The 25,022-nt window shown below is 69.5% G+C and carries 19 protein-coding genes; 12 read left to right on the top strand and 7 right to left on the bottom strand.

The features are described 5' to 3' along the window. The first annotated feature begins 90 nt into the window (after positions 1 to 90). Entirely contained in the window at positions 91 to 2,976 is a 2,886-nt protein-coding gene (gene gcvP, locus OG885_RS37460; protein WP_405739505.1) for an aminomethyl-transferring glycine dehydrogenase, read from the top strand. Positions 2,977 to 3,019: 43 nt separating this feature from the next. Here the strand turns inward: gcvP and OG885_RS37465 are convergent, their stop codons facing one another. Together OG885_RS37465 and OG885_RS37470 are read right to left on the bottom strand one after the other, a co-directional pair. Beyond that, positions 3,020 to 3,439 (bottom strand): molybdopterin-binding protein, encoded by a 420-nt coding sequence (locus OG885_RS37465; RefSeq protein ID WP_405739508.1) that lies wholly within the window; start codon positions 3,437 to 3,439, stop codon positions 3,020 to 3,022. A 109-nt stretch (positions 3,440 to 3,548) separates the two neighbouring features. Further along, positions 3,549 to 5,528 (bottom strand): APC family permease, encoded by a 1,980-nt coding sequence (locus tag OG885_RS37470; protein WP_405739511.1) that lies wholly within the window; start codon positions 5,526 to 5,528, stop codon positions 3,549 to 3,551. Between the two features lie 533 nt (positions 5,529 to 6,061). Between OG885_RS37470 and kdpF the strand changes: the two genes are divergently transcribed. From kdpF to OG885_RS37515, 9 genes are all read left to right on the top strand, one after another. Further along, positions 6,062 to 6,151 (top strand): K(+)-transporting ATPase subunit F, encoded by a 90-nt coding sequence (gene kdpF, locus OG885_RS37475; protein ID WP_016434100.1) that lies wholly within the window; start codon positions 6,062 to 6,064, stop codon positions 6,149 to 6,151. Between the two features lie 8 nt (positions 6,152 to 6,159). Next, positions 6,160 to 7,824, top strand: coding sequence for a potassium-transporting ATPase subunit KdpA (gene kdpA / locus OG885_RS37480; RefSeq protein WP_405739514.1), 1,665 nt, complete (start codon positions 6,160 to 6,162; stop codon positions 7,822 to 7,824). Positions 7,825 to 7,877: 53 nt separating this feature from the next. After that, positions 7,878 to 9,953, top strand: coding sequence for a potassium-transporting ATPase subunit KdpB (gene kdpB / locus OG885_RS37485; protein ID WP_405743056.1), 2,076 nt, complete (start codon positions 7,878 to 7,880; stop codon positions 9,951 to 9,953). 5 nt (positions 9,954 to 9,958) lie between these two features. Beyond that, positions 9,959 to 10,591, top strand: coding sequence for a potassium-transporting ATPase subunit C (locus OG885_RS37490; RefSeq protein WP_405739517.1), 633 nt, complete (start codon positions 9,959 to 9,961; stop codon positions 10,589 to 10,591). A 176-nt stretch (positions 10,592 to 10,767) separates the two neighbouring features. Next, positions 10,768 to 12,261, top strand: coding sequence for a glycoside hydrolase family 43 protein (locus OG885_RS37495; protein ID WP_405739520.1), 1,494 nt, complete (start codon positions 10,768 to 10,770; stop codon positions 12,259 to 12,261). A 219-nt stretch (positions 12,262 to 12,480) separates the two neighbouring features. Continuing rightward, positions 12,481 to 13,776 carry an extracellular solute-binding protein gene (locus OG885_RS37500; RefSeq protein WP_405739523.1) on the top strand — a complete coding sequence of 432 codons (1,296 nt, stop codon included), beginning with the start codon at positions 12,481 to 12,483 and terminating at the stop codon, positions 13,774 to 13,776. A gap of 6 nt (positions 13,777 to 13,782) precedes the next feature. After that, positions 13,783 to 14,781: a carbohydrate ABC transporter permease gene (locus OG885_RS37505; protein ID WP_405739526.1), complete on the top strand. Its 999-nt coding sequence runs from the start codon at positions 13,783 to 13,785 to the stop codon at positions 14,779 to 14,781. A gap of 128 nt (positions 14,782 to 14,909) precedes the next feature. Further along, positions 14,910 to 15,674, top strand: a complete 765-nt coding sequence (locus OG885_RS37510; RefSeq protein WP_405743058.1) for a carbohydrate ABC transporter permease — start codon at positions 14,910 to 14,912, stop codon at positions 15,672 to 15,674. Positions 15,675 to 15,721: 47 nt separating this feature from the next. Beyond that, complete coding sequence (locus OG885_RS37515) at positions 15,722 to 16,759, top strand: endo-1,4-beta-xylanase (RefSeq protein ID WP_405739529.1); 1,038 nt, start codon at positions 15,722 to 15,724, stop codon at positions 16,757 to 16,759. Positions 16,760 to 16,911: 152 nt separating this feature from the next. Here OG885_RS37515 and OG885_RS37520 read toward each other — a convergent pair whose 3' ends face one another. The 4 genes from OG885_RS37520 to OG885_RS37535 all read right to left on the bottom strand — a co-directional run bounded on the left by OG885_RS37520 (position 16,912) and on the right by OG885_RS37535 (position 19,716). Continuing rightward, positions 16,912 to 17,958, bottom strand: a complete 1,047-nt coding sequence (locus tag OG885_RS37520; protein ID WP_405739532.1) for a LacI family DNA-binding transcriptional regulator — start codon at positions 17,956 to 17,958, stop codon at positions 16,912 to 16,914. Positions 17,959 to 18,190: 232 nt separating this feature from the next. Then, positions 18,191 to 18,397, bottom strand: a complete 207-nt coding sequence (locus OG885_RS37525) for a DUF5999 family protein (RefSeq protein WP_329341539.1) — start codon at positions 18,395 to 18,397, stop codon at positions 18,191 to 18,193. Positions 18,398 to 18,701: 304 nt separating this feature from the next. Next, positions 18,702 to 19,292 carry a hypothetical protein gene (locus tag OG885_RS37530; protein ID WP_405739536.1) on the bottom strand — a complete coding sequence of 197 codons (591 nt, stop codon included), beginning with the start codon at positions 19,290 to 19,292 and terminating at the stop codon, positions 18,702 to 18,704. Between the two features lie 220 nt (positions 19,293 to 19,512). Further along, a complete protein-coding gene (locus OG885_RS37535) occupies positions 19,513 to 19,716 on the bottom strand; it encodes a hypothetical protein (RefSeq protein WP_405739538.1) in 204 nt (67 codons plus the stop codon). A gap of 129 nt (positions 19,717 to 19,845) precedes the next feature. On the opposite strand from OG885_RS37535, the gene OG885_RS37540 reads away from it, so the two are divergent. Continuing rightward, a complete protein-coding gene (locus OG885_RS37540) occupies positions 19,846 to 21,363 on the top strand; it encodes a glutamate--cysteine ligase (protein WP_405739541.1) in 1,518 nt (505 codons plus the stop codon). Between the two features lie 861 nt (positions 21,364 to 22,224). Here OG885_RS37540 and OG885_RS37545 read toward each other — a convergent pair. Continuing rightward, on the bottom strand, positions 22,225 to 23,997 hold the full coding sequence (locus OG885_RS37545; RefSeq protein ID WP_405739544.1) for a substrate-binding and VWA domain-containing protein: 1,773 nt from the start codon (positions 23,995 to 23,997) through the stop codon (positions 22,225 to 22,227). 206 nt (positions 23,998 to 24,203) lie between these two features. Between OG885_RS37545 and OG885_RS37550 the strand changes: the two genes are divergently transcribed. After that, positions 24,204 to 25,004, top strand: coding sequence for a CPBP family intramembrane glutamic endopeptidase (locus OG885_RS37550; RefSeq protein ID WP_405739547.1), 801 nt, complete (start codon positions 24,204 to 24,206; stop codon positions 25,002 to 25,004). The last annotated feature ends 18 nt before the right edge of the window (positions 25,005 to 25,022 follow it).

Raw genomic sequence — 25,022 nt, forward strand, 5'->3', positions numbered from 1 at the left:
CTCTCAGGTTGAGATGACAGAGGGGGAGGCCGCCGGGACCCGCAGCCGTGGTGTCCCTCGAAGGTCGCGTCAGACCAGGAGGCCTCCGCAATGACCGCCCACCGCACTCCGCTCACCGAACTCGAGCAGGGGATCCCCTTCGAGCAGCGTCACATCGGCCCCGACCACGAGGCTCGGGCCAAGATGCTCGCGCAGGTCGGATACGGCTCGCTGGACGAGCTCACCGCCGCCGCGGTGCCGGATGTGATCAAGAACGCCGACTCCCTCGATCTGCCGGGGGCGCGTACCGAGGCCGAGGTGCTGGCCGAGCTTCGGTCGCTCGCCGATCGCAACCAGGTTCTCGGGTCCATGATCGGGCTCGGGTACTACGGGACCTTCACCCCGCCCGTCATCCTGCGCAACGTCATGGAGAACCCCGCCTGGTACACGGCCTACACGCCCTACCAGCCCGAGATCTCCCAGGGCCGGCTGGAGGCCCTCCTCAACTTCCAGACCATGGTCGCCGAGCTCACCGGGCTCCCGACCTCCGGTGCCTCGCTGCTCGACGAGGGCACGGCCGCCGCCGAGGCACTGGCGCTGTCCCGGCGCATGGGCAAGAACAAGAAGGGGCTGTTCCTGGTCGACGCGGACGCCCTTCCGCAGACCATCGCCGTCATCGAGACCCGCGCCGAGCCGACCGGTGTCGAGGTCGTCGTCGCCGACCTCAGTGGCGGGATCCCGGCCGACCTCGCCGCGCGTGAGATCAACGGCGTGCTCATCCAGTACCCGGGCGCCTCGGGTGCCGTACGCGACCTCAAGGCGGTCATCGACCAGGCGCACGAGCTGGGGGCCCTGGTGACCGTCGCCGCCGATCTGCTGGCGCTGACGCTGCTGAAGTCGCCCGGGGAGCTCGGGGCCGACATCGCCGTCGGGACCACGCAGCGGTTCGGTGTGCCGATGGGCTTCGGCGGGCCGCACGCCGGTTACATGGCGGTGCACGAGAAGTTCGCGCGGAGCCTGCCCGGGCGGCTTGTGGGTGTGTCCGTCGATGCCGATGGGAACAAGGCCTACCGGCTCGCGCTGCAGACCCGTGAGCAGCACATCCGGCGGGAGAAGGCCACCAGCAACATCTGTACCGCTCAGGTGCTGCTCGCCGTGATGGCGGGGATGTACGCCGTCTACCACGGGCCTGAGGGGCTGAAGGGCATCGCCCGGCGGACGCACCGGTACGCCCGTGTCCTCGCCGCGGGGCTCACCGCGGGCGGGGTCGAGGTCGTGCACGGCGCCTACTTCGACACGCTCACCGTGCGGGTGGCCGGCAAGGCCGCCGAGGTCGTCGCCACCGCCGCGGAGAACGGGGTCAACCTGCGTCTCGTCGACGCCGATCACGTCTCCGTCGCCTGCGACGAGACCACCACGCGGGCCCAGCTGGGCGCGGTATGGACCGCGTTCGGGGTCGAAGGGGACGTCGAGGCGCTGGACGCGGCGGCTGAGGACGCGCTGCCGGGTGCGCTGGTGCGTACGGACGAGTTCCTGGCCCACCCCGTCTTCCACCAGTACCGGTCCGAGACCGCGATGCTGCGCTATCTGCGTCGGCTCGCCGACCGGGACTACGCGCTCGACCGCGGCATGATCCCGCTGGGCTCCTGCACCATGAAGCTCAACGCCACCACCGAGATGGAGCCGGTCACCTGGCCGGAGTTCGGGCAGCTGCACCCCTTCGCGCCCGCCGAGCAGGCGCAGGGCTATCTGACGCTCATCCGTGAGCTGGAGGAGCGGCTGGCCGAGGTCACCGGGTACGACAAGGTGTCGCTCCAGCCCAACGCCGGGTCGCAGGGGGAGCTGGCCGGGCTGCTCGCCGTACGCGGTTATCACCGGGCCAACGGTGATGAGCAGCGGACCGTGTGTCTGATTCCGTCCTCCGCGCACGGGACCAACGCCGCCAGCGCCGTGATGGCGGGCATGAAGGTCGTCGTCGTGAAGACCGCCGAGGACGGTGAGATCGACGTCGAGGATCTGCGGGCGAAGATCGAGCAGCACCGGGACGAGCTCGCGGTGCTGATGATCACGTACCCCTCGACGCACGGTGTGTTCGAGGAGCATGTCGCCGACATCTGCGCGCAGGTGCACGAGGCGGGCGGGCAGGTGTATGTCGACGGCGCCAACCTCAACGCGCTGGTGGGCCTGGCCAAGCCGGGGCACTTCGGCGGGGACGTCTCGCACCTGAACCTGCACAAGACGTTCTGCATTCCGCACGGCGGTGGCGGGCCGGGCGTGGGTCCCGTGGGCGTGCGCGCGCATCTGGCGCCGTATCTGCCGAACCACCCGCTGCAGCCCGCCGCCGGGCCGGAGACGGGTGTTGGGCCGATCTCCGCCGCGCCCTGGGGGTCCGCGGGGATCCTGCCGATCTCCTGGGCGTATGTGCGGCTCATGGGCGGGGAAGGGCTGAAGCGGGCCACGCAGGTGGCCGTGCTGAGCGCCAACTACATCGCCAAGCGGCTGGAGCCGCACTACCCCGTGCTCTACACCGGACCCGGTGGGCTGGTCGCGCACGAGTGCATCATCGATCTGCGGCCGCTGACCAAGGCGACGGGTGTGAGTGTGGACGATGTGGCCAAGCGGCTCATCGACTACGGGTTCCACGCACCGACGATGTCCTTCCCGGTGGCCGGGACGCTGATGATCGAGCCGACCGAGTCCGAGGACATCATCGAGATCGACCGGTTCTGCGACGCGATGATCGCCATTCGCGCGGAGATCGAGAAGGTCGGGGCGGGGGAGTGGCCGGCGGAGGACAATCCGCTGCGGAATGCTCCGCACACCGCCGGGGCGCTCGGTGGGGAGTGGGAGCACGCGTACTCGCGTGAGGACGCGGTGTTCCCGGGTGGGGTTGTCGTCGCCGACAAGTACTGGCCGCCGGTGCGGCGGATCGACCAGGCGTTCGGGGACCGGAACCTGGTGTGCTCGTGCCCGCCGTTGGACGCGTACGAGAACTGAGTCCGGCTGTGCAGGAGGGCCCCGCTTTGGCGGGGCCCTCTTGTTATGCCGTTGCCAACGCGACCTCGGTCGACTTGATCAGGGCCACCACGGCCGTGCCGGGCGCGAGGGAGAGGTCGGCTGCGGCGTCCTTGGTGATGGCGGCGGTCAGTTCGATGTCGTCGAACGCGATCTTCACGGAGGCCATCGCTGCGCCCATGGCGATGGTGGTGACCGTGCCGGGGAGTTGGTTGCGGATGGAGAGGCCGGTCATCGGGGCGGTGGCTACGGCCACCTCCGTCGACTTGATGAGGGCGCGGACGGCGGAGCCCGGGGCCAGGGCGAGGGCGGTCACGGATTCCTTGGTGATCGCCGCGGTGAGGTGTTGGCCGCCGGTGAGGCGGATGCCGATGGTGGCCATTACTTCGCCGGTGGTGATGGTGGTGACTGTGCCGGGGAGTTGGTTGCGGATGCTCAGGGTCATGGGCAACCACGGTAGGGGTATGGGTGGGTTTAGGGGTGTTGGTGGTGGTCGTGTTGGTGCGGGTGGCTCTTGTGGGGGTTCAGCCCCGTTGGCGGCTGCGGCCCGGGGCTCAGCCTGTGTGGACTCTGGGGCGGCGGGTGCGGTCTGGTTCTGCTTCTCGTAGGACCTCTCGGGTCACCGGGGCCACCTCGCCCTGGCCGAAGAGGAAGAAGCGGAGGAAGTTGGCGAACGGGCTGCCCTCGGTCCACTCGAAATAGATGTGGGGGGTGCAGGCCGTGGTGTCACGGACGTGGAGGAGCAGGGCGGCCAGGGCGTTGGGGATGGAGGAGGACTCCAGAGTCAGGACCCGGTAGCGCTGGTGCAGGACCTCGCCGCGGACCGTGAGCCCGGCCTCGAACTCCGAGGGGTCGGTGACCGTGACCTCGACGAAGACGAAGTCCTCCTGGCCGGGGATGTCGTTGTCCTCGCGGATCTGCTCGATCTTGTCGCGGTACTCGGCCTTGTCCCGGCTGTCGGGCTCGTTGGCGATGAAGCGGATCTTTCGGCTGGCCATGTCCCTGATGAATCGTTCCGCCATGGGATCCAGGGACACGCTCGTGACGCGGAGTTCGAAGGCGCGGGCCAGTCGGGACAGGAGGGAGACCAGGATGATGCCCGCGATGAAGCAGGCGCCGATCTTCACACCGTCCGGGCGCTCGATGACGTTGACGACCGTCGTGTAGAGGAACACCGCGGAGATCACCGCGAAGGCGACTGTCCAGCCGCGCTGACCCGCCTTCCGCGCCGCGATGGTCACCGCGATCGCCGCCGAGCTGATCAGGACGAGGACACCGGTGGCGTACGCGCCGCCCTGGGCGTCGACGTCGGCGTCGAAGATCCAGGTGACCACGAAGGCGATCAGGGTGAAGACGATGACCATGGGGCGGACGGCGCGGGCCCAGTGCGGGGCCATGCCGTAGCGGGGGAGATAGCGGGGCATCAGGTTCAGCAGGCCCGCCATCGCGGAGGCGCCGGCGAACCACAGGATGGCAATGGTCGACACGTCGTACACCGTGCCGAAGGCGCCGCCCAGATACTCGTGGGCGAGGAAGGCGAGGGCGCGGCCGTTGGCCTGGCCGCCCGACTCGAACTCCTTCTCCGGGATGAGGAGGGTGGTGATGAAACTGGTCGCGATGAGGAAGCAGCTCATGATGAGCGCGGCCGTGGTGAGGAGCTTCTTCGTGCCCCGGATGCGGCCCGCCGGGTTCTCCTCCGTCTCGCCCGGGTCGCCCTTGACGTGTGGCATGACCGCGACGCCGGTCTCGAAGCCGGAGAGGCCGAGGGCGAGCTTGGGGAAGACGACCAGGGCCACGCCGATCATCACGAAGACGTTGCCGTGTTCGGCGGTCAGGGCGCTGGACCAGTCGGTGACCACATGGCCTGCGGTGGCGACATGCCACAGGCCGACGATCACGACCACGACGTTGAGGGCCAGGTAGAGGCCCACCAGGAAGACGGCTACGCCGATGGCCTCCAGGAAGCCCTTGAGGAACACCGCGCCGAGCAGGGCCACGAGGACCAGGGTGATCAGCATCTGCTGGTCGTGCAGGGCGCTGTTGAGGTGCGGGTTCTCGACGAGGTGGGTCGAGGCGTCGGCGGCCGACAGGGTGATGGTGATCAGGAAGTCGGTGGCGGCGAAGCCGAGCAGGGTGAGGACGAAGAGCTTGCCCTTCCAGAAGGTGAGCAGACGCTCCAGCATCGCGATGGAACCCTGGCCGTGGGGGCTCTCCTCGGCGACGCGCCGGTACACGGGCAGCGCGCCCGCGAGGGTGACGATCACCAGCACGATCGTCGCGATGGGGGAGAGCAGGCCGGCCGCGAGGGCCGCGATGCCGGGCTGGTAGCCGAGGGTCGAGAAGTAGTCGACGCCGGTCAGGCACATGACGCGGTACCAGCGCTGGCCCGGGTGTTCCGGCTCGGACCCGGGCTGTTCGGTGTGCTCGGTCTGCCCCGTCGGCCCGGCGTGGCCCTGGCCCTTGCCCATGTCGGACAGACCCTCCAGCATCCAGGCGCGCAGGCGACTGGGTGGGGGGTGTTCGGTGGTGGCCATCGAGGGCTCCTGATGTGCGGCGCGGGATGCGGTTCCGTGCGGTTCGCGGTTCCGTGCGGTCCGGCCATCACACGGACGGCGGGATCAGCGTAAGCGGAGAGTGATGCAGGGGCCCATGGATCAAGGGGGTTGTGGGCGTCAAGAGTCCGTTAAAACTGGGCCTGTGAGCGTTGGCCGCAGGTCAGGAGGTGTGTTTCCGGGACGGGGCCGGGCGCTGCGCCGTGCGGGGGAGGTGGCGGCGGCCCGGGAAGGGTGGGCACCCAGTGTTAGCAGAGTCTCGGGCAGGCCCCTCTCGGTGGGGGATCCGGTCGTGGCGAAGGCCGTCGGCGTAAGGGACCCGTCAAAGGCGCGCCGAGTGCCGTATGGGAGCCGTCAACGGGGGGCGATTCCCGGTCGCGTCGGCGGTTTCCTCGAAGCGTCCCTGTTCAACGAACCTCACTCCAGGAGCTCACGATGGCCGATCTGGCCTTCGTCGTCACCACGATCGCGTGCTTCGCGCTGGTTGCTCTCGTCGCCAAGGGGGTGACGAAGCTGTGACCGCCGAGAACATCGTCGGCCTCGTCGTGGCCGTCGCCCTGCTGGGCTATCTCGTCCTCGCCCTGATCTTTCCGGAGAGGTTCTGAGAGCCGACATGGGTCCCGTCCTCGCAGGCGTTCTCCAGCTGCTCGCCCTGATCGGCGCGCTGGCCCTCGCCTACGTTCCCCTCGGCAGCCACATGGCCAGGGTCTACTCCTCCGACAAGCACTGGCGTGTGGAGAGGTGGATCTACAAGGGCATCGGCGCCGATCCCGACACCGAGATGCGCTGGACCGCGTATCTGCGCGGTGTCCTCGCCTTCTCCGCCGTCGGCGTGCTGTTCCTGTACCTCCTGCAGCGGATGCAGGGCGTGCTGCCCGGTTCGCTCGGCTTCTCCTCGATCGATCCCGACCAGGCGTTCAACACCGCCGTGTCCTTCGTGACCAACACCAACTGGCAGTCGTACTCCGGCGAACAGGCCATGGGGCATGTCGTGCAGACCGCCGGTCTGGCCGTGCAGAACTTCGTCTCGGCGGCCGTCGGTATGGCGGTGGCGGTGGCTCTGGTGCGCGGGTTCGCTCGGTCCCGGACCGGTGAACTCGGCAACTTCTGGGCCGACTTGGTACGGGGTGTCGTACGGATTCTGGTGCCGGGGGCCTTTGTCGCCGCCGTGGTGCTGGTCGCCTGCGGTGTCATCCAGAACTTCTCCGGCATCCATGAGGTCGGTCAGTTCATGGGCGGTTCCCAGCAGTGGAACGGGGGCGCGGTCGCCTCGCAGGAGGCCATCAAGGAGCTGGGCACCAACGGTGGCGGCTACTTCAACGCCAACTCCGCCCATCCGTTCGAGAATCCCACCCCCTTCAGCAACCTCTTCGAGATCTTCCTGATCCTCGTCATCCCGTTCGCGCTGACCCGGACCTTCGGCCTCATGGTCGGCTCGGTCCGGCAGGGGTACGCGATCCTCGCGACCATGGCCACCATCTGGCTCGGCTTCACCGCCCTGATGATGTGGACCGAATTCGCCCACCACGGCCCGGCGTTCGAGATCGCCGGCGGGGCGATGGAGGGCAAGGAGACCCGCTTCGGCGTCGGTGCCTCCTCGATCTTCGCCACGGCGACCACGCTCACCTCGACCGGCGCGGTGGACTCCTTCCACTCCTCCTTCACCGGCCTGGGCGGCGGCATCACCCTGCTCGGCATGATGCTGGGCGAGATCGCGCCCGGCGGTACCGGCTCGGGCCTCTACGGCATGCTGATCATGGCGGTCATCGCGGTGTTCATCGCCGGTCTGATGGTCGGCCGTACGCCCGAGTACCTGGGCAAGAAGATCGGCGCCCGCGAGATCAAGCTGGCCGCCTGCTACATCCTGATCACCCCGGCGCTGGTGCTCGTCTTCACCGCGTTCGCCATGGCCCTGCCGACGCCGGGCCACTCGATGACCAACAGCGGGGCGCACGGGTTCTCCGAGATCCTGTACGCCTATACGTCCGCCTCCAACAACAACGGCTCGGCGTTCGCCGGCCTCGGCGCGGACACGCAGTGGTTCAACTCGACGCTCGGCCTGTGCATGCTGTTCGGCCGCTTCCTACCGATGGTGTTCGTGCTGGCGCTCGCCGGATCGCTCGCCGAACAGCGGCCTGTGCCGGCCACGGCGGGCACCCTGCGGACCGAGAAGCCGCTGTTCACCGGCCTGTTGGTGGGCGCGATCCTGATCATCACCGGGCTCACCTACTTCCCGGCGCTCGCGCTGGGGCCGCTGGCGGAGGGGCTGGCGTCATGACCACCGACCTGCAGAAACAGGACATGACCACCGACCTACAGAAGCAGGACGCGATGTCCACTCCCACCCTGGTCCCCCACCCGGACGCGCCCGCCGGGCACAAGCCCCCGGAGGGGCGTGTCGGGGCCGGCCTCTTCGATCCCGGTCAGCTGCTCAAGTCGCTGCCCGACGCCGTCCGCAAGCTCGATCCGCGGGTGATGGTCAAGTCGCCGGTGATGTTCGTGGTGTGGATCGGGTCCGTGCTGACCACGGTCTTCTCCTTCAAGGATCCGGGCGACTGGTTCGGCTGGACCATCAGCGCCTGGCTCTGGCTGACCGTGATCTTCGCCAACCTGGCGGAGGCCGTCGCCGAGGGCCGCGGGAAGGCGCAGGCCGACACCCTGCGCAGGGCCAAGACCGACACCGTGGCGCGCAGGGCCGACGGGACCGTGGTCGCGGGCACCGAGCTGAGGATCGGGGACCTGGTCGTCTGCGAGGCCGGTGACGTCATCCCCGGCGACGGGGACGTGGTCGAGGGTGTCGCGTCCGTCGATGAGTCGGCCATCACCGGTGAGTCGGCGCCGGTGATCCGGGAGTCGGGCGGTGACCGTTCCGCCGTCACCGGCGGCACGAAGGTCCTCTCCGACCGCATCGTCATCAAGATCACGACGAAGCCCGGCGAGACCTTCATCGACCGGATGATCAACCTGGTCGAGGGCGCGGCCCGGCAGAAGACGCCGAACGAGATCGCGCTCAACATCCTGCTCGCGTCACTGACGATCGTCTTCCTGCTGGCCGTGGCCACGCTGCCACCGCTCGCGGACTACGCGGGAACCCATCTGACCATGGTCGTGCTGGTCGCGCTGCTGGTCTGCCTCATCCCGACGACCATCGGCGCCCTGCTCTCCGCGATCGGAATCGCCGGAATGGACCGGCTGGTGCAGCGCAACGTCCTCGCCATGTCGGGGCGTGCGGTCGAAGCCGCCGGGGACGTCTCCACGCTGCTGCTCGACAAGACCGGCACCATCACCCTCGGCAACCGTCAGGCCGCCGCGTTCGTGCCGGTGCGCGGGGCGACCGAGGCCGAGGTCGCCGACGCCGCCCAGCTGTCGTCGCTGGCCGACGAGACGCCCGAGGGCCGCTCCGTCGTCGTCCTGGCGAAGGAGCGGTACGGGCTCCGGGAGCGTGAGCTGCACGGTGCCGAGTGGATCGCCTTCACCGCGCAGACGCGGATGTCCGGGGTGGATGTCGACGGGCGCAGGATCCGCAAGGGCGCGGCCGGTTCGGTCATCGCCTGGGTGGTCGAGCAGGGCGGTGAAGTGGGCGAGGACGCCCGGGAGCTGACCGACCGGATCGCCGAGGCCGGCGGTACCCCGCTGCTCGTGGCCGTCGAAGACGCCGACGGGGCGCGGGTGTTGGGTGTCGTCCACCTCAAGGACGTCGTCAAGGGCGGGATGCGGGAGCGGTTCGAGGAACTGCGTCGCATGGGCATCAAGACCGTCATGATCACGGGTGACAACCCGCTGACCGCGAAGGCGATCGCCGAGGAGGCGGGTGTCGACGACTTCCTCGCGGAGGCGACCCCCGAGGACAAGATGGCGCTCATCAAGCGGGAGCAGTCCGGCGGCAAGCTGGTCGCGATGACGGGGGACGGTACGAACGACGCGCCCGCGCTGGCCCAGGCGGACGTCGGCGTGGCCATGAACACCGGTACGTCGGCCGCCAAGGAGGCCGGCAACATGGTCGACCTCGACTCCGATCCGACCAAGCTCATCGAGATCGTCGCGATCGGCAAGCAACTGCTGATCACCCGGGGCGCGTTGACCACGTTCTCTATTGCCAACGACGTCGCGAAGTACTTCGCGATCATCCCGGCGCTGTTCGCGGCCGTCTATCCGGGCCTGGACAAGCTCAATGTGATGGGCCTCAGCTCGCCCGACTCCGCGATCCTGTCGGCCGTCGTCTTCAACGCGCTGATCATCGTCGCGCTGGTGCCGCTGTCCTTGAAGGGCGTGCGGTACCGGCCGGTGAGCGCGGACAGGCTGCTGCGCCGGAACCTCACCCTCTACGGGCTGGGCGGGCTGATCGCTCCGTTCGTCGGTATCAAGCTCATCGACCTGCTCATCTCCCTGATCCCCGGAATCGGTTGACCGCCATGAACAACTCAGTTGCGAACACCGGACGTTTGCTGGGCGCGGGCCTGCGCGCGCTGCTGGCGCTGACCCTGCTCACCGGTGTCGTCTATCCGCTGGCCGTCACCGGCGTCGCGCAGGCCCTCTTCCCCGACAAGGCGAACGGCTCCGAGATCAAGGCCGACGGCAAGGTCGTCGGGTCCGCGCTGATCGGCCAGCAGGGATACAGCCTGGACTACTTCCAACCCCGTCCGGCCCGAGGCCTGGGCGAGAACACGGTCAACACCCAGTACAGGCTGCTCCTGTCCGGCGCCACCAACCGCTCCGGCGACAACCCCGAGCTGATCAAGTGGGTGAAGGAGGCGAAGGCCAAGGTCGTCAGGGAGAACTCCACCGCCGGCTACCAGGTCAGGCCCTCCCAGGTCCCCGCCGACGCGGTCACCTCCTCCGGATCGGGCCTCGACCCGGACATCTCCCCGCAGTACGCCGACCTCCAGGTCCATCGGGTCGCCGAGCGCAACGGCCTCTCCGTGGCCGAGGTGCGGAAGCTGGTCGACGCCCACACCGAAGGCCGCGGCCTCGGCTTCCTCGGGGAGCCCCGGGTGAACGTGCTGGAGCTCAACATCGCGCTCAAGGCGTTGGTCGAGGGCGACTGACGTCATCAAGATGCCGCCCGGCCGGTCCCGGCCGCGTGCCGCCGCCCCTCGGCGGTACCTGCGAGCGGGCAAGCGCTGTCTTGTTCCCGCCCGGGCATCCTCGTACAGTCCGCTTTCGTAATGTTCGCCAGTGGGGCCGAATGTTTCGATCGGCCCCGTCGGAAGGGCTGACGCATATGCGGACGTACGACAACCCCGTTCTCGGTGGCTTCCACCCCGACCCCAGCGTGTGCCGGGTCGGCGACGACTACTACCTGGTCTGCTCCAGTTTCGAGTACTTTCCCGGCGTCCCGCTCTTCCACAGCCGCGACCTCGTGCACTGGCAGCAGATCGGCAACGTCCTCGACCGGCCGGGGCAGCTGGAGCTCCCCGACGACGTCCCGGCCTCCGCGGGGATCTACGCCCCGACCCTGCGCCACCACGACGGCCGCTTCTACCTGATCACCACTGCCGTCGGCGCCGGTGAGAACTTCATCGTCACCAGCGAGCGGCCCGAGGGGCCGTGGTCCGACCCGGTGTGGGTCGACGTTCCCAGCATCGACCCCGACCTGGCCTGGGACGAGGACGGCAACTGCTGGTGCACGGTCGCCGGGTGCAGCCTCGCGCGCATCGACCCCGGGACAGGAAAGGTGCTGGAAGGGCCCCTTCCGGTGTGGTCCGGGACCGGGCTTGAGCACCCCGAGGCGCCGCACCTCTACCGGATCGGCGACTGGTGGTACCTGATGCTCGCCGAGGGCGGCACGGCCCACGGGCACAGTGTGTCGATCGCCCGTGCCCGCTCGCCGCGCGGACCCTGGGAACCCGCCCCGGACAACCCCGTGCTGAGCCACCGCAGCACCGACTCGCCCATCCAGTGCACCGGCCACGCCGACCTCGTCGAGGCGGCCGACGGCACGTGGTGGATGCTGCTGCTGGGCACCCGTCCACGCGGCTACTTCCCGGGCTTTCATGTGCTCGGCCGGGAGACCTTCCTGACGCCTGTGGCGTGGGTCGACGGCTGGCCGCAGGTGGGTCCGGTGCGGGAGAGCCATCCGGCGCCGGCCGCCTGGCACCCCGTACCGCCGCAGCCGGAGCGGGACGACTTCGACGCCGCCGAACTCGCCCCGTACTGGATCTCCCCGCGCCGCAGGCCGGCCGGCTCGTGGTCGCTCGACGAGCGGCCCGGGACGCTCACCCTGCACGCCACCGGAGACAGCCTCGACCGGCCGGGACACACCTTCGTCGGGCGCCGCCAACAGCACCCCGAGTGCCGGGTGGAGGCTTTGCTGGAGCCCGGAAACGGGCGCGCCGGGCTGTCCGTACGGATCGACGAGGCCCATCACTACGACCTGGAGATCGCCGGGGGAGAGGCGAGCGTGATCGCCCGGGTCGGGCCGGCGCGGCAGTGCGTCGCGCGGCGGCCGGTGGGCGCCGGACCGCTCGCCCTCGGCATCGGCGTGCGCACAGAACCGCTGGTCACCGCGACGGGCGAGGACCTGTCGGGACTGCGGGCCGGCGGCCCCGACGCGATCACCTTCACCGTCGACGGCGAGGAACTCGCCGCGCTCGACGGCCGCTATCTGTCCACCCAGGTCGCCGGCGGATTCACCGGCCGGGTCATCGGAATGTACGTCACCGAGGGCAGCGCCGGCTTCGACTGGTTCACGTACGCGGCCGAGCCGACGCGGTAGTTCCGGAAGGCGTCGGAAACTCTCGGGCCGGGCGCGTCGGTGTCAGACGCCACGGGCGCCGCGGAAGTCGTCGGCAGATTCACCTCGTACAAGGGGTTGCCACCGTTTGGGAGCTGTCTCTAGGGTGCGGCATCAACGAAGCTTTCTGGATCAACTCCGAAACTTTCGGTCCTGAGGACGGTGTAGTGGACACGCCGTCCCGTACCCAAGGAGTACAAAATGGGCGACCCGGCACTGTCCCGCCGCGGCTTCCTGGCGGCGTCCGCCGCGACCGGTCTGGGCATGACCGCACTGAGCGGCTGCGGTGGCGACTCGGACGGTGGGTCGTCCGACGGAACGACCACGATCGAGTGGTGGAACATCTCCACCACCGAGCCGGCCCACACCGTCTGGGCGGGCCTCGCCAAGAAGTTCGAGGCCCAGAACCCCAAGGTCAAGGTAAAGATCGTTCAGATGGAGAACGACGCCTACAAGTCGAAGATGACGGCGCTGATCGCCTCCGGGAAGCTCCCCGACATCTTCCACACCTGGGGCGGCGGCGTCCTCAAGCAGCAGGTCGACGCGGGCCTCGTCGAGGACCTCACCGACAAGACCAAGCCGTGGGCCGACGACCTGCTGAAGGTCTCCAAGGAGGCCTATCTGATCGACGACAAGGTCTACGGCATACCGTTCGACATCGGCATGATCGGCTTCTGGTACAACAAGGCGCTCTTCAAGCAGGCCGGCATCACCGAACCCCCCACCACCTGGGGGGCGTTCCTCGAAGCCGTCAGCAAGCTGAAGTCGAAGAACATCACGCCCATCGCCCTCGCCGGCAAGGAGAAGTGGCCCGGCATGTACTACTGGGCCTACCTCGCGATGCGCACCGCCGGCGCCAGCGCCCTGCAGAAGGCCTACGACGCCCAGGACTTCACCGGCGCCGAGTTCGTCCAAGCGGGCGCGCACCTCAAGACCCTCGTCGACCTCCAGCCGTTCCAGAAGGGCTTCCTCAACGCCGCGTACTCCACCCCGACCGGCCAGGCGGCCAGCGTCGGCAACGGCAAGGCGGCCATGGAGCTCATGGGCCAGTGGGCGCCGCAGGTCGAGGCCGACGCGGGCAAGGGCCTCGGGAAGGACCTCGGCTTCTTCCCGTTCCCGGCGGTCGAGGGCGGCAAGGGCGCCATCACCGAGGTGTTCGGCGGCGGCGGCGGGCACGCGCTGCGCCGGGGCGCCCCGCAGGCGGCCGTCGACTTCCTGAAGTTCTTCGCCTCCGAGGCCACCGACCTGGAACTGGTCAAGAAGACCGGCACCCTCCCGGTGGTCCCGGGCGCCGAGAGCGCCATCTCCGACGCCAACCTCAAGGCCGTACAGGCCCAGTTGAACGGGGCCACCGGCTTCCAGCTCTATCTCGACCAGGCCTACGCCCCCGCCGTCGGCCAGGAGGTCAACGACAGCGTGGCCGCGCTCATCGCCGGCTCCAAGTCCCCCGAGCAGGTCGCCCAGTCGATCACGAAGGTCACGAAGGAAGAGCAGTAGCAGCCGATGACCTCCACGTTCCTCGCAGACAAGCGGAGCGGACCCGGCACCGACGTCCCGCCCCCGGACAAGCTCAGGGCCCGGGGGCGGGCCCGGCGGCGCACGCTCAACTGGCTCACCGCGATGGGCTTCCAGCTGCCCGCGCTGGTCCTGTTCACCGGGCTCGTGCTGCTGCCGATGCTGTTCGCGCTGTACGCCGCCTTCTTCCGATGGGGCGGCTTCGGGATGCCCGAGGACTACATCGGTGTCGACAACTTCACCGACCTCTTCGACAACCCGGTGTTCCTGGGCGACCTGTGGCGCTGCCTCCTCCTGGTGCTGCTCACGCTCGCGCTGCAACTGCCCTTCGCCCTCGCGATGGCGGTCCTGCTCAACCAGCGGCTGCGCGGCCGGGCCGTCTACCGGATGCTGTTCTTCGCGCCCTACGTCCTGTCCGAGGCCATCACCGGCGTGCTCTTCAGCATGGTGTTCGCACCGGACGACGGTCTCGCCGACCATCTCCTCGGCGCCATCGGCCTCGACAGCCTCGGCGGCGAGTGGTTCGCCGACCCGTCGTGGGTCATGGCGACCCTGTTCATCGTCATGACCTGGAAGTACTTCGGCTTCCACATGATGCTCTACCTGGCCGGACTCCAGTCCGTGCCACGGGAGTTGACGGAGGCGGCGCTCATCGACGGCGCCAACGCCTGGCAGCGCTTCCGCAGTGTCACGCTGCCGCTGCTCATGCCCACCATCCGCATCAGCGTCTTCCTGGCCGTGATCGGCTCGATCCAGCTCTTCGACCTGGTGTGGGTGATCACGCAGGGCGGACCCGACCACCACTCCGAGACCATGGCCGTGACCATGTTCCAGTACGGCTTCAAGCGCTACCAGGTCGGCTACGCCAGCGCGATCAGCGTGGTCATGTTCGGCATCTGCCTCGTCTTCGCCCTCGCCTACCAGCGGTTCGTGCTCCGCCGCGACCTCGAAGGGGCCACCACCACGATGAGGGGGGCCGGCACATGAGCCTCAAGACCGAGGCACCGGGCCGCAGGAGTGACGGAACGAGCCGCAGGAGTGACGGAACGAGCCGCAGGAGCAGGACCGCACGCACGCTGCCGCTGCACGCCATCCTGCTCGCCGTCGGCGCCGTCATGGTCGTACCGCTGGTGTACGCCGTCCTGTCCGGCTTCAAATCCACGGACGAGCTCTCCACCAACCCGTTCGGGCTGCCGGAGCACTGGCTGGCGAGCAACTACACCGACATCCTCGGCTCGGGCGACTTCTGGAAGCTGCTCGGCAACAGCACGCTGATCGCGATCGCCACGACCGTGATCGTCGTCGCGGTGTCGGCGCTGGCCGCGTTCTCCTTCGCCCGGTTCGCCTTCCGGGGCCGGGAGGTGCTGTTCACCTTCTTCACGATGGGGCTGATGTTCCCCTTCGCGGTGGCCGCGCTGCCGCTCTTCCTGCTGCTGCGCTATCTCGGGCTGCTGGACAACCCGTTGGGCGTGATCCTGCCGCAGGCCGCGTTCGGGCTGCCGATGACCATCATCATCCTGCGGGCCTTCTTCCGGGAGATCCCGGGGGAGTTGGAGGAGGCGGCCACCCTCGACGGGTGCAGCTCCTTCGGGTTCATGTGGCGGGTGCTGCTGCCGATGGCCCGGCCGGCGCTCGGCACGGTCTCGGTGCTCGCGGTCGTCACCAGCTGGAACAACTTCATGCTGCCGCTGCTGGTGTTCACCGACAACACCTGGTGGACGCTGCCCATCGGCGTCCAGCAGTTCCAGGGCCAGTACTCCGCCGAGTACGCCCGGGTCTTCGCCTATCTCGTCCTCGCGATGGTTCCCGCCCTCGCCTTCTACTCGGTCGCCGAGCGCCAGCTCGTCGGCGGCCTCACCGCCGGAGCCACCAAGGGCTGACGGCGGCAGTACGGCCCCCACCCCCGCACGTGAGGAGTCGCACCACCATGCTCAAGAACCGCCTCAGACTCGTCGGCGCCCTGGCCGCGGTCCTGGTCGCCAGCGGAATGGCGGCGCCCGCCCAGGCGCACGACAAGCAGCCCACGCTCGCCGACCTCGCCCAGCGTCACGGCCGCTACTTCGGCAGCGCCACCGACAACCCCGAACTCGTCGACGAGCCCTACAAGGCGCTCCTCGGCAGCGAGTTCGACCAGATCACGCCCGGCAACGGCATGAAGTGGTACGCCACCGAGCCCCAGCAGGGCGTCTTCGACTGGACCAACGGCGACGAGATCGTGAACCTCGCCCGCGCACACCACCAGAAGGTGCGAGGCCACACCCTCGTCTGGCACAGCCAGCTGCCCGACTGGGTGACCTCCAGGGAGTGGACGGCCACCGAGCTGCGGGCCGTGCTGAAGAAGCACATCCAGACCGAGGTACGGCACTACCGCGGCAAGGTCTTCGCCTGGGACGTCGTCAACGAGGCCTTCAACGAGGACGGCACCTACCGCGAGACGGTCTTCTACAAGACCCTCGGCCCCGGCTACATCGCCGACGCCCTGCGCTGGGCCCGGCAGGCCGACCCGAAGGTCAAGCTCTACCTCAACGACTACAACATCGAGACGGTCGGCGCGAAGAGCGACGCTTACTACAACCTCGCCAAGGAGCTGAAGGCCAAGGGCGTCCCGCTCGACGGCATCGGTCTCCAGGCCCACCTGGCGCTCCAGTACGGCTATCCCACCTCGCTGGAGGACAACCTCCGCCGGTTCGCCAAGCTGGGCCTCGACACGGCGCTCACCGAGGTCGACATCCGGATGATACTGCCGGCGACCGAGGAGAAGCTCGCCGAACAGGCCCAGTGGTACGCCGACCTGACCGACGCGTGCCTCGCGGTGCGCCGGTGCGTGGGCATCACGATCTGGGACTACACCGACAAGTACAGCTGGATCCCGGCGTTCTTCGACGGCGAGGGCGCGGCCCTGCCGTACGACGAGCAACTCCAGCCGAAGCCCGCGTACTTCGCGATCAGGGACGCGCTGAAGTAGCGGCGGCCTCATGAGACACCCGGCGGCTGGGCACGGAGGGGAGTCCGCCGGGGTGCGGCCCGGCCCGGCGGTGCGTCCCACCGCCGGGCCGGTGTCGTGTTGTCAGCCGGGAAGCGACGCCGTGTCGTCAGCCGACATGCGGTGCCGCATTGTCAGCCGGGATGCGGTGCCGTGCTCGCGCGGATCACCAGCTCCGTGCCGAGCTCCACCCTGGGGGAGTCCGGCTGTTCGTCGCGGGCCAGTCTGAGCACCGTACGGACGGCCAACTTGCCCATGTCCGCGAGCGGTTGACGGATTGTGGTGAGGGGCGGGGCGGACCAGCGGACTTCCGGAAGGTCGTCGAACCCGACCAGGCTCATGTCCTCCGGCACCCTGAGCCCGCGGCGGCGCAGCGCCTCGATCGCGCCGAGCGCCATCTGGTCGCTGGCCGCGAAGATCGCGGTGGGCGGCTCGGGCAGGTCCAGCAGGGCGTTGCAGCCGTTGAAGCCGGACTCGGGGTGGAAGTCGCCGGGGACGACGAGGGAGTCGTCGACGCCGAGCCCCGCACCCTCCAGCGCGGCCCGGTAGCCGTCGAACCGCGCCCGGGAGCAGAGCAGCCGGGGCGGGCCCGCGATCAGGGCGATCCTGCGGTGGCCCAGGGAGAGCAGATGCTCGGTGGCCGCCATGCCGCCCGACCAGTTGGCGGCGCCGATGGTGGGGGCGTCCAGCGCGGGGGAGCCCGCCGGGTCGACGACCACCAGCGGGACGCCGAGGATGCGCAACTCCTCGTGCAGCACGGGCTCCAGGAACGAGGTGACGAGGATGACGCCGTCGGAGGCGCGGGCCCGCAGATTGCGCATCCACTCGCGGGCGTCGCCGGAGCGGCCGTGGATCGCCGAGACCACGGTGCCGACGCCGGCCGCGTGAGCCACCTCCTCGACCCCGCGGATGATCTCCACCGCCCAGGGGCTGTCGAGGTCGTTGAAGACCAGGTCGAGCAGGGCGGCGCCGGTGCCCGAGGCCGTGGGGCGCTTGCGGTAGCCGTACTGCTGGAGCAGTTGCTCGACCCGCGCCCGGGTCTTCGGGGACACGTCGGAACGCCCGTTGACGACCCGGGAGACCGTCGGCACCGAGACACCGGCCTGTCGGGCGATCTCGGTGATCGTGACCCGGCTCCCGGGCTCGGTCGGCCCTTCGGTGCCGACCTCGTGTGTTGCCAACTCCCCACCTCCGTGGACGGATCCACTGACGGATCGAAACTTCCAGGAGTCTTCCGGAAAACGGGCACGGATGGGAAGGGGCGCAGGGGGTCGATCGTCAGGATGAGCGCATTCCGCATGCGGGGCTACGGGGAGTGAGCACCCCCGGACATGCGTCGGGGCCGGTTCGCAGCGTGTGTCTGCGGGCCGGCCCCACTGTTCTCCGGGCGTGCGCCGGCCGCCCGGCGGTGCGTCAGGCGGCGGTCATCACCTTGTCGGTGCCCAGCGGGCGGTGCGGGGCGATGATCTGGCCGTCGGGCAGGAGCTCGCCGGTGTCCTCGAAGAGCAGAACCCCGTTGCACAGCAGGCTCCAGCCCTGCTCCGGGTGGTGCGCCGCGAGGCGGGCGGATTCCCGGTCGGCGGAGTCGGCGGTCGGACACGGCGGCTGGTGCTGGCACATGGGTGGGATCTTTCGCTTTGTCGTGGTTTTCATCGTTGCCCCCGTTGTGATAAGTCGGTCGGAACCAGTGTTGCCCCACGGGCGTCAATCCGCAGGGATTTGGCAGCACCGCTACTCACAGGTTCAGGACGCGTCACCCGGGCGGACGGTTCATCCCAACTGCACTGTCCCTTCGGGTGGTTCGCGATGGCCGGATGGGGCTAGTCCGGACGGGTGCGGGCAGGAAAAAAGGCTCGTACGAGCTGTGATTCGCTCGTACGAGCCGATGTCGTCGATGCCTTCGGTGTCGTGGGTGTCGTGGGTGTCAGGCGGGTTGGCTCAGCAGGGGTGCGGGCGCGGGTGTCACCCGGTGGGTCAGCATCGGGAGGAGTTCGGCGACGCGGTGCGGCCGGTGGGCGGCGATACCGGGTGGCGCGGGCGCGAGCGGGACGAGCAGATCGGTGGCGGCGGGATGGCCGCCAGCGCCGTCGGCGGTGCAGTCGCCGTGCAGCCAGAGCGTGAGCATGTACAGGCCGGGGACCGACAACAGGCGGGGCTGATAGTGCTGTTGCATGGTCTCGGCCTGGCGCAGCGCGCGCTCGGTGGAGGTGATGTAGGGGCCTTCGAAGAAGTGCGAGAAGGCCCAGCCGTCGGGGGTCAGCCGGGTCTCGGCCGCGGCCACGGCGCGGTCGCCGCACCGGATCAGGAAGCGCCACCCGGCCAGCCGGGTGGCGGCGGCGCCCTCGGCGGTGATCTCGTCGAGTACGTGGACGGGCAGCGGGAGTTCGGGGGTGGCGGGTCCCTGGGCGTTGCGCAGGGACGGTGTTCGGGCCTCGCGGACAGCGGTGGGCGAACCGAGCGCGGTGAGGACGGAGCGAAGTGCGGGCGCGGGGGCCGGGGGTACATGCAGCGGCATGGTGGGTCGCCTCTCATTCGACAGGCACAGTGGCGCGAGGGCGTGGGCGGACGGCGCTGTCAGCTCGCGGGGTCAGAGAGGCGGGGGCCGGGTCGTGCATACGCTTGAGGGGGGTGAGGCCTGCCGTACGGGACCTTGACGGCAGGATCGTTCGACCGGGGCGCCCGCCTACTGCCTCGCTCGCGGAGTTTATACGACACGTGTTCAGACGATGTTTCGTCTAGCCGTTTCCGAGGCGTTCGGCAAGGGTCCATTCGGTCGGCGATACGTGGGAATCATCCCGATTCTGGATCGGCCGTACGGCGATGACCTCGAAGAATGCCGGAGAACTGGACGGCCAATTGTCGTCGGCGTTTTTCACGAGATGTTCAGGGCACTCGAAACTGCACAGTGCCGCATGCCCGGTGAATGTGCCGCCGGTCACTTGCGCCAGAGTAGCGGTTGCCGGGTCCGTGCGGGACGTTATCGATCGGCTCCGCTGGGCATCATCCCACCTGACCCGGGACGCCCGGCGGCCGATGTACGGCACGCCCATCCGAGGAGGGACGCTTCGATGGGGGAGAAGGTCGTGGCAGGTCGGTTCGATCTGTCCGATCGCCAGCGCTACCGCGGCAAGCTCCGGCAGTGCCTGACGGGCTTGGAGCGGCTGCTGGAGGAGAAGCGGTTCGATCGGCCGAAGAACCTCATGGGGCTGGAGATCGAACTGAATCTCACCGGCGCCGACGGCATGCCGAAAATGCTGAATGCGCAGGTGCTCGAACGCATCGCGAGCCGAGATTTCCAAACAGAACTCGCCATGTTCAACCTGGAAGTCAACATAGCTCCACATCCGTTGGGAGGGCGTGTATTCGACCGGCTCGCCGAGGAAATACGCACCTCGCTGGCCTATGCGGACCGAAAGGCGGGAGAGCTCGACGCGGGGATCGTGATGATCGGCATTCTGCCGACGCTCGACCGGGACGACCTGGTCTCCTCCAACCTCTCCGACGTCGACCGCTACACCCTGCTCAACGACCAGATCGTGGCCGCCCGCGGTGAGGACTTCACCCTGGACATCGACGGGGTGGAACGCCTGAGCTGCACCTCGAAGTCGATAGCGCCGGAGGCCGCCTGCACCTCCGTGCAACTGCACCTCCAGGTCACCCCGGGGCGCTTCGCCGACGTGTGGAACGCCGCGCAGGCCGTCACCGCCGCGCAGATCGCCGTCGGCGCCAACTCGCCGTTCCTGTTCGGCAAGGAGCTGTGGAGCGAGTCCCGGCCCCCGCTGTTCCAGCAGTCCACCGACACCCGCCCGCCCGAACTCCAGGCGCAGGGGGTGCGGCCGCGGACCTGGTTCGGGGAGCGGTGGATCTCCTCGGCGTACGACCTCTTCGAGGAGAACCTGCGCTACTACCCGGCGCTGCTGCCGATCTGCGACGACGAGGACCCGCTGCAGGTGCTGGACGAGGGCGGGGTGCCGTCTCTCGCCGAACTCGTCCTGCACAACGGCACGGTGTACCGCTGGAACCGGCCGGTGTACGGCATCGCCGACGGTGTCCCGCATCTGCGCGTGGAGAACCGAGTACTCCCGGCCGGGCCCACCGTCACCGACGTCATCGCCAACGCCGCGTTCTACTACGGTGTCGTCCGCGCCCTCGCTGAGGAGTCGCGGCCCGTCTGGACCCGGTTGCCCTTCGAGTCGGCCGCCGCCAACTTCGACGCGGCCTGCAAGTACGGGATCGACGCCCGCTTCGAATGGCCGCGGCGCGGACGTCTCGGCGGGCTGACCCAGGTCGACGCCGTCACCCTCGTCCGCGACGAGCTGCTGCCGCTGGCCGAGGCAGGGCTCGACGGGTGGGGCGTGGAACCCGCCGACCGGGACTTCTACCTCGGTGTCATCGACGAACGCTGCCGACGCCGTGCCAACGGGGCGACCTGGCAGTCCGCGACCTTTCACCGGGCCCTGGAGAAAGGGCTGAGCCGCGACGCCGCGTTCGCCGCGCTGACGCGCAGGTACTGCGAGCTGATGCACGTCGGCGACCCGGTGCACATGTGGCCGGTGGGGTTGCCGGAGCCGGTGCCGCTGGGGTGAGGGCGCGGAGGGGAGATGGCGTGGGCCCGGTGGGCACCGCCGGGCTGGGCGGCGGTGGCTGAGCGCCGTTGCGGCGGGCGATGCGGACCGGCATGACGAGGGGCGGGCAGGTGGGAGGGCGCCATAGGAGGAAGGGTGCGGGCGGGATAGACGGGAGGGTGCGGGGAAGGCGGGAGGTGCGGGAGGGATAGGCGGGAGGGCCGGGGGGCGCCATAGGCGGGGGCGAGGTGTGGGGTGTCAGGCGTGGATGTGCCTGCGCCGACCGCCCGTCCGCGTTCAGCTTGCGCCAGCCGCCAGCCGCCAGCCGCCAGCCGCCAGCCGCCAGCCGCCGTCCGAGTTCAGCCCCGTCGCTGCCAGTCCGCGCCGGCCGTCCTCCGCGCTCCACCTCTGTCGCTGCCGTCCGCGCTCAGCCCGGGCGGGCTGTCTTCCGCGCTCGCCTCTCACTGCTGTCCTCCGCGTTCAGCCCCCGCTGTTGTCCTACACGCTCAGCCCCGCTCCTCCCGTCCGCGTTCCCCCGGCTGTTGTCCTCCGCGCTCAGCCTGCGCCGCTGTCCTCCGGGCTCAGTCTGCGCCGGTTGTCGTCCGTGTCGGCCCCGGCTGTTGTCCTCCGCGCTCAGCCTGCGCCGCTGTCCTCCGGGCTCAGTCTGCGCCGGTTGTCGTCCGTGTCGGCCCCCGCTGCTGTCCTCCGCGCTCATCCCGCGCCGCTGTCCTCCGCGCTCACTCCCCGCCGCTGCGCTCCGCGTTCAGCCCGCGCCGGCCGTCGTCCGAGCCGGCCCGCGCTGCTGCCCTCCGCGTAGAGCCCCGCCGCCCTCGTTGCTGCCCTCCGCGTTCAGCCCCGCCGCCCTCGTGCCTGCCTCCGCGCTCACCCCCCGCCGCCCTCCTGCGCCCCCGCCGCCACGATTGCCTTCAGGATTACCTCGTGGATCTGGGACGGGTCGGAGACCTCCTGGCCGGAGCCGCCTGTCGCGGTGGCTATCTGGGTGGCCTCCGTGCGGTCCGCGTCGGGGCCTACGGCGATCATGATGAGGGGGACGGGGCGGTCGGGTTCGGTGAGCCCGCGGAGGCGGTTGACGAGGGCGCCGCGGGCGATGCTGCCGGGGTCCTGGTTGACCCCGTCGGTCAGGACGACCAGGGCGTTGAACTTGCCCTTGGCGTAGGAGGCGACGGCGGCTTTGTAGGCGGCGAGGGTGGTGTCGTAGAGGCCGGTCGCGCCGTTCGGGACGGGGGTGAGGCCGCTGAAGGCCGCTGTCAGGCGGTCGCGCTGGGTGCCGTTGCCCTGAGTCGAGCCGAGGCGCTCGGTCGGCACCAGGACGCGGTAGTCCTTGTCGCCGTCCAGCTTGGTGGAGAAGTCCCACAGGCCGATCTCGTCGTCCGGCGTGAACGTGGCGAGGGCCTGGAGGAGGGACGCCTTGGTGACGTCCATGCGGGACTGGGCCGTGCCCGCGACCGGCTCGGACATCGAGGAGGACGCGTCCACGACCGTGGTGATCCGCGCGCTCTGCACCGTGATCGTCCAGGTGCCGAGCGCCTCCTCGAGCGCCGCCTTGGAGGCCGGCCGTACGGCGGGCTTCGCGTAGGGCTGCGGCTTGCTGCCGCCCGCCCGCGTGACGACCGACTGCGCCACCTCGTCGTCGGAGGTGCGGAAGCCGTACTTGTGGAACAGCTTCTGCTGCTCGGGCTTGCGCAGATAGTTCACGAACCGCAGCGCCGCCCGGCTCTCGTCCGTGCTCAGCACTGCCTGGTCGACCAGGGTGTAGGGGAAGTCGAGCCGCGGTGAGCCGTCCTTCGGATAGAAGAGGTCGAGCCCCTCGCCCCCGGGGGAGGCGTTGTACGCGAACGCCGCCTGCTCGCTGAGCACCAGCGCCTGGTTGCGCTTCGGGTTGCCCTGCTCGGTGCCGGAGGCGTCGCGCGGGAGGGTGTCCAGGACCTGGGTGTCACTGTCGGACGTGCGCTGCGACAGGGTCTTCATCATGGCCGCCGCCTGGGTGTCGCCGCCCTCGATCGCGCCCGCGGCGGCGCTCAGCCGGGTCAGCGCGAGCAGGCCGGTCGCGCTGCGCGCGGGGTCGGCCGCGCCGAGCCTGAGGCCGTCGTCCCGCAGGGTGGCACCGGCGAGTTCGATCCAGCTGTACGTCTTCTTCGGCCAGCCCAGCGACTTCGCGGCCCGCGGCACCATCGCCACCCCCACGGGCGAGGACGCGAAGTTGCCGACCGGCGTCACCTCCGTCGCCGCCCTGTCCGCCCCGACCCGCTCGACCCAGATCTCCGAGTCCGGCACCCATATCTGCACATCGGTCTTGCGGCCCCCGAGCAGCGTGTCCGCGACCTTGTGGGAGTCCTGGGCGCTGACGGTGACGTCCACGCAGCGGCCGTCGGAGGTGAGGCTGTGGTCGCGGGCCCGCTCCGCCGCCGCGCGCAGGGCCCGGGCCACGTCGGGAGAGGCGGCGACCTTCAGTCGTACCGCGTTGTCCTGGCAGGAGGAGCCGAAGGAGAGCAGTCCGCTGCGGACGGCCGCCGCCGCGCCGCCGGCGACGGTCAGGACGAGTACGGTCGCGATGGCCACCGTGCGGCGCCGGGCGCGTGGGCGGGGGTCGCTGGCGCCCGCCCCATACTGATCGGGCAAGCTGTGACGTCCCATGACGGTGGTGCCCCTCCCTGTCGGACCTGCTGCCGGTCGCCGGCCGGATGGCGGTCGAAGGGGGAGGAACGCCCCGTACGGTGTCCGTCCCCCAACGGCCTGTCGCGCACGATCGTCGTAAGTTCTCACGATCTTCGTAAGTTCTTTCGAGGACCCTAGCGGGGCCACGAAGGGGATGAGACGGGATTACTGAATTGGAGTCAGTTGTGCAGGCAGAGGCGGGTGCGGTGGCTGATTCTTTTCCGCCGGAGCGGCCCTCACGACGGATCCTCCGGGACGAGACCCTGCTCGTTCTGGGGCTTTCGCTCGGTGCGAGCGGTGTGTCCGCACTGATCAGTTTTGTCGGATCGGTTACCAAGCCAGGCGGCCTCAAGGACCAGGCGGCCACCCTCAACGCCTCGGCCGCGCCCGGCCGTCCCTGGCTCGATCTCGCCTGGCAGCTCTTCGGGATCGCCTCGTCACTCGTGCCCGTCGCCCTGGTCGCGCATCTGCTGCTGCGGGAGGGGAGCAGCCTGCGCGTCCTCGGCTTCGACCGCACCAAGCCGTGGTTCGACCTGGCGCGGGGCGCGGGGATCGCCGCGGTGATCGGCAGTACCGGAATCGCCTTCTACCTGGCCGCACGCGGCCTGGGCTTCAATCTCACCGTCGTGCCCGAGGCGCTGCCCGAGGTGTGGTGGAAGTACCCGGTGCTGGTGCTGTCCGCGATGCAGAACGCGATCCTCGAGGAGGTCATCGTCGTCGGCTATCTGCTGCGCCGGCTCGGCCAGTTGGGCTGGACGCCGGGGACCGCGCTGGTGGCCAGTTCCGTACTGCGCGGGTCGTACCACCTCTACCAGGGCATCGGCGGGTTCATCGGCAACATGGCGATGGGCGTGGTGTTCGTCTACCTCTACCGTCGATGGGGCCGGGTGGGTCCCCTGGTGGTGGCGCATTCGCTGCTCGACATCGGGGCGTTCGTCGGGTACGCGCTGCTGGCCGGGAAGGTGGGCTGGCTGCCGACCGCGTGAGCCGGCGCCGGCCCTGCC

This window comes from Streptomyces sp. NBC_00028, from assembly GCF_045041065.1.
Classification (GTDB): Bacteria; Actinomycetota; Actinomycetes; order Streptomycetales; family Streptomycetaceae; genus Streptomyces.

Bases quoted from the DNA above. Each gene is read 5' to 3' on its own strand.
- OG885_RS37490 (WP_405739517.1), top strand. From the start codon at position 9,959: ATGAACAACTCAGTTGCGAACACCGGACGTTTGCTGGGCGCGGGCCTG.
- gcvP (WP_405739505.1), top strand. From the start codon at position 91: ATGACCGCCCACCGCACTCCGCTCACCGAACTCGAGCAGGGGATCCCC.
- OG885_RS37540 (WP_405739541.1), top strand. From the start codon at position 19,846: ATGGGGGAGAAGGTCGTGGCAGGTCGGTTCGATCTGTCCGATCGCCAG.
- kdpB (WP_405743056.1), top strand. From the start codon at position 7,878: ATGTCCACTCCCACCCTGGTCCCCCACCCGGACGCGCCCGCCGGGCAC.
- OG885_RS37515 (WP_405739529.1), top strand. From the start codon at position 15,722: ATGCTCAAGAACCGCCTCAGACTCGTCGGCGCCCTGGCCGCGGTCCTG.
- OG885_RS37500 (WP_405739523.1), top strand. From the start codon at position 12,481: ATGGGCGACCCGGCACTGTCCCGCCGCGGCTTCCTGGCGGCGTCCGCC.
- OG885_RS37545 (WP_405739544.1), bottom strand. From the start codon at position 23,997: ATGGGACGTCACAGCTTGCCCGATCAGTATGGGGCGGGCGCCAGCGAC.
- OG885_RS37530 (WP_405739536.1), bottom strand. From the start codon at position 19,292: ATGCCGCTGCATGTACCCCCGGCCCCCGCGCCCGCACTTCGCTCCGTC.
- OG885_RS37505 (WP_405739526.1), top strand. From the start codon at position 13,783: ATGACCTCCACGTTCCTCGCAGACAAGCGGAGCGGACCCGGCACCGAC.
- kdpA (WP_405739514.1), top strand. From the start codon at position 6,160: ATGGGTCCCGTCCTCGCAGGCGTTCTCCAGCTGCTCGCCCTGATCGGC.
- OG885_RS37495 (WP_405739520.1), top strand. From the start codon at position 10,768: ATGCGGACGTACGACAACCCCGTTCTCGGTGGCTTCCACCCCGACCCC.
- OG885_RS37465 (WP_405739508.1), bottom strand. From the start codon at position 3,439: ATGACCCTGAGCATCCGCAACCAACTCCCCGGCACAGTCACCACCATC.
- OG885_RS37510 (WP_405743058.1), top strand. From the start codon at position 14,910: ATGGTCGTACCGCTGGTGTACGCCGTCCTGTCCGGCTTCAAATCCACG.
- OG885_RS37525 (WP_329341539.1), bottom strand. From the start codon at position 18,397: ATGTGCCAGCACCAGCCGCCGTGTCCGACCGCCGACTCCGCCGACCGG.
- OG885_RS37470 (WP_405739511.1), bottom strand. From the start codon at position 5,528: ATGGCCACCACCGAACACCCCCCACCCAGTCGCCTGCGCGCCTGGATG.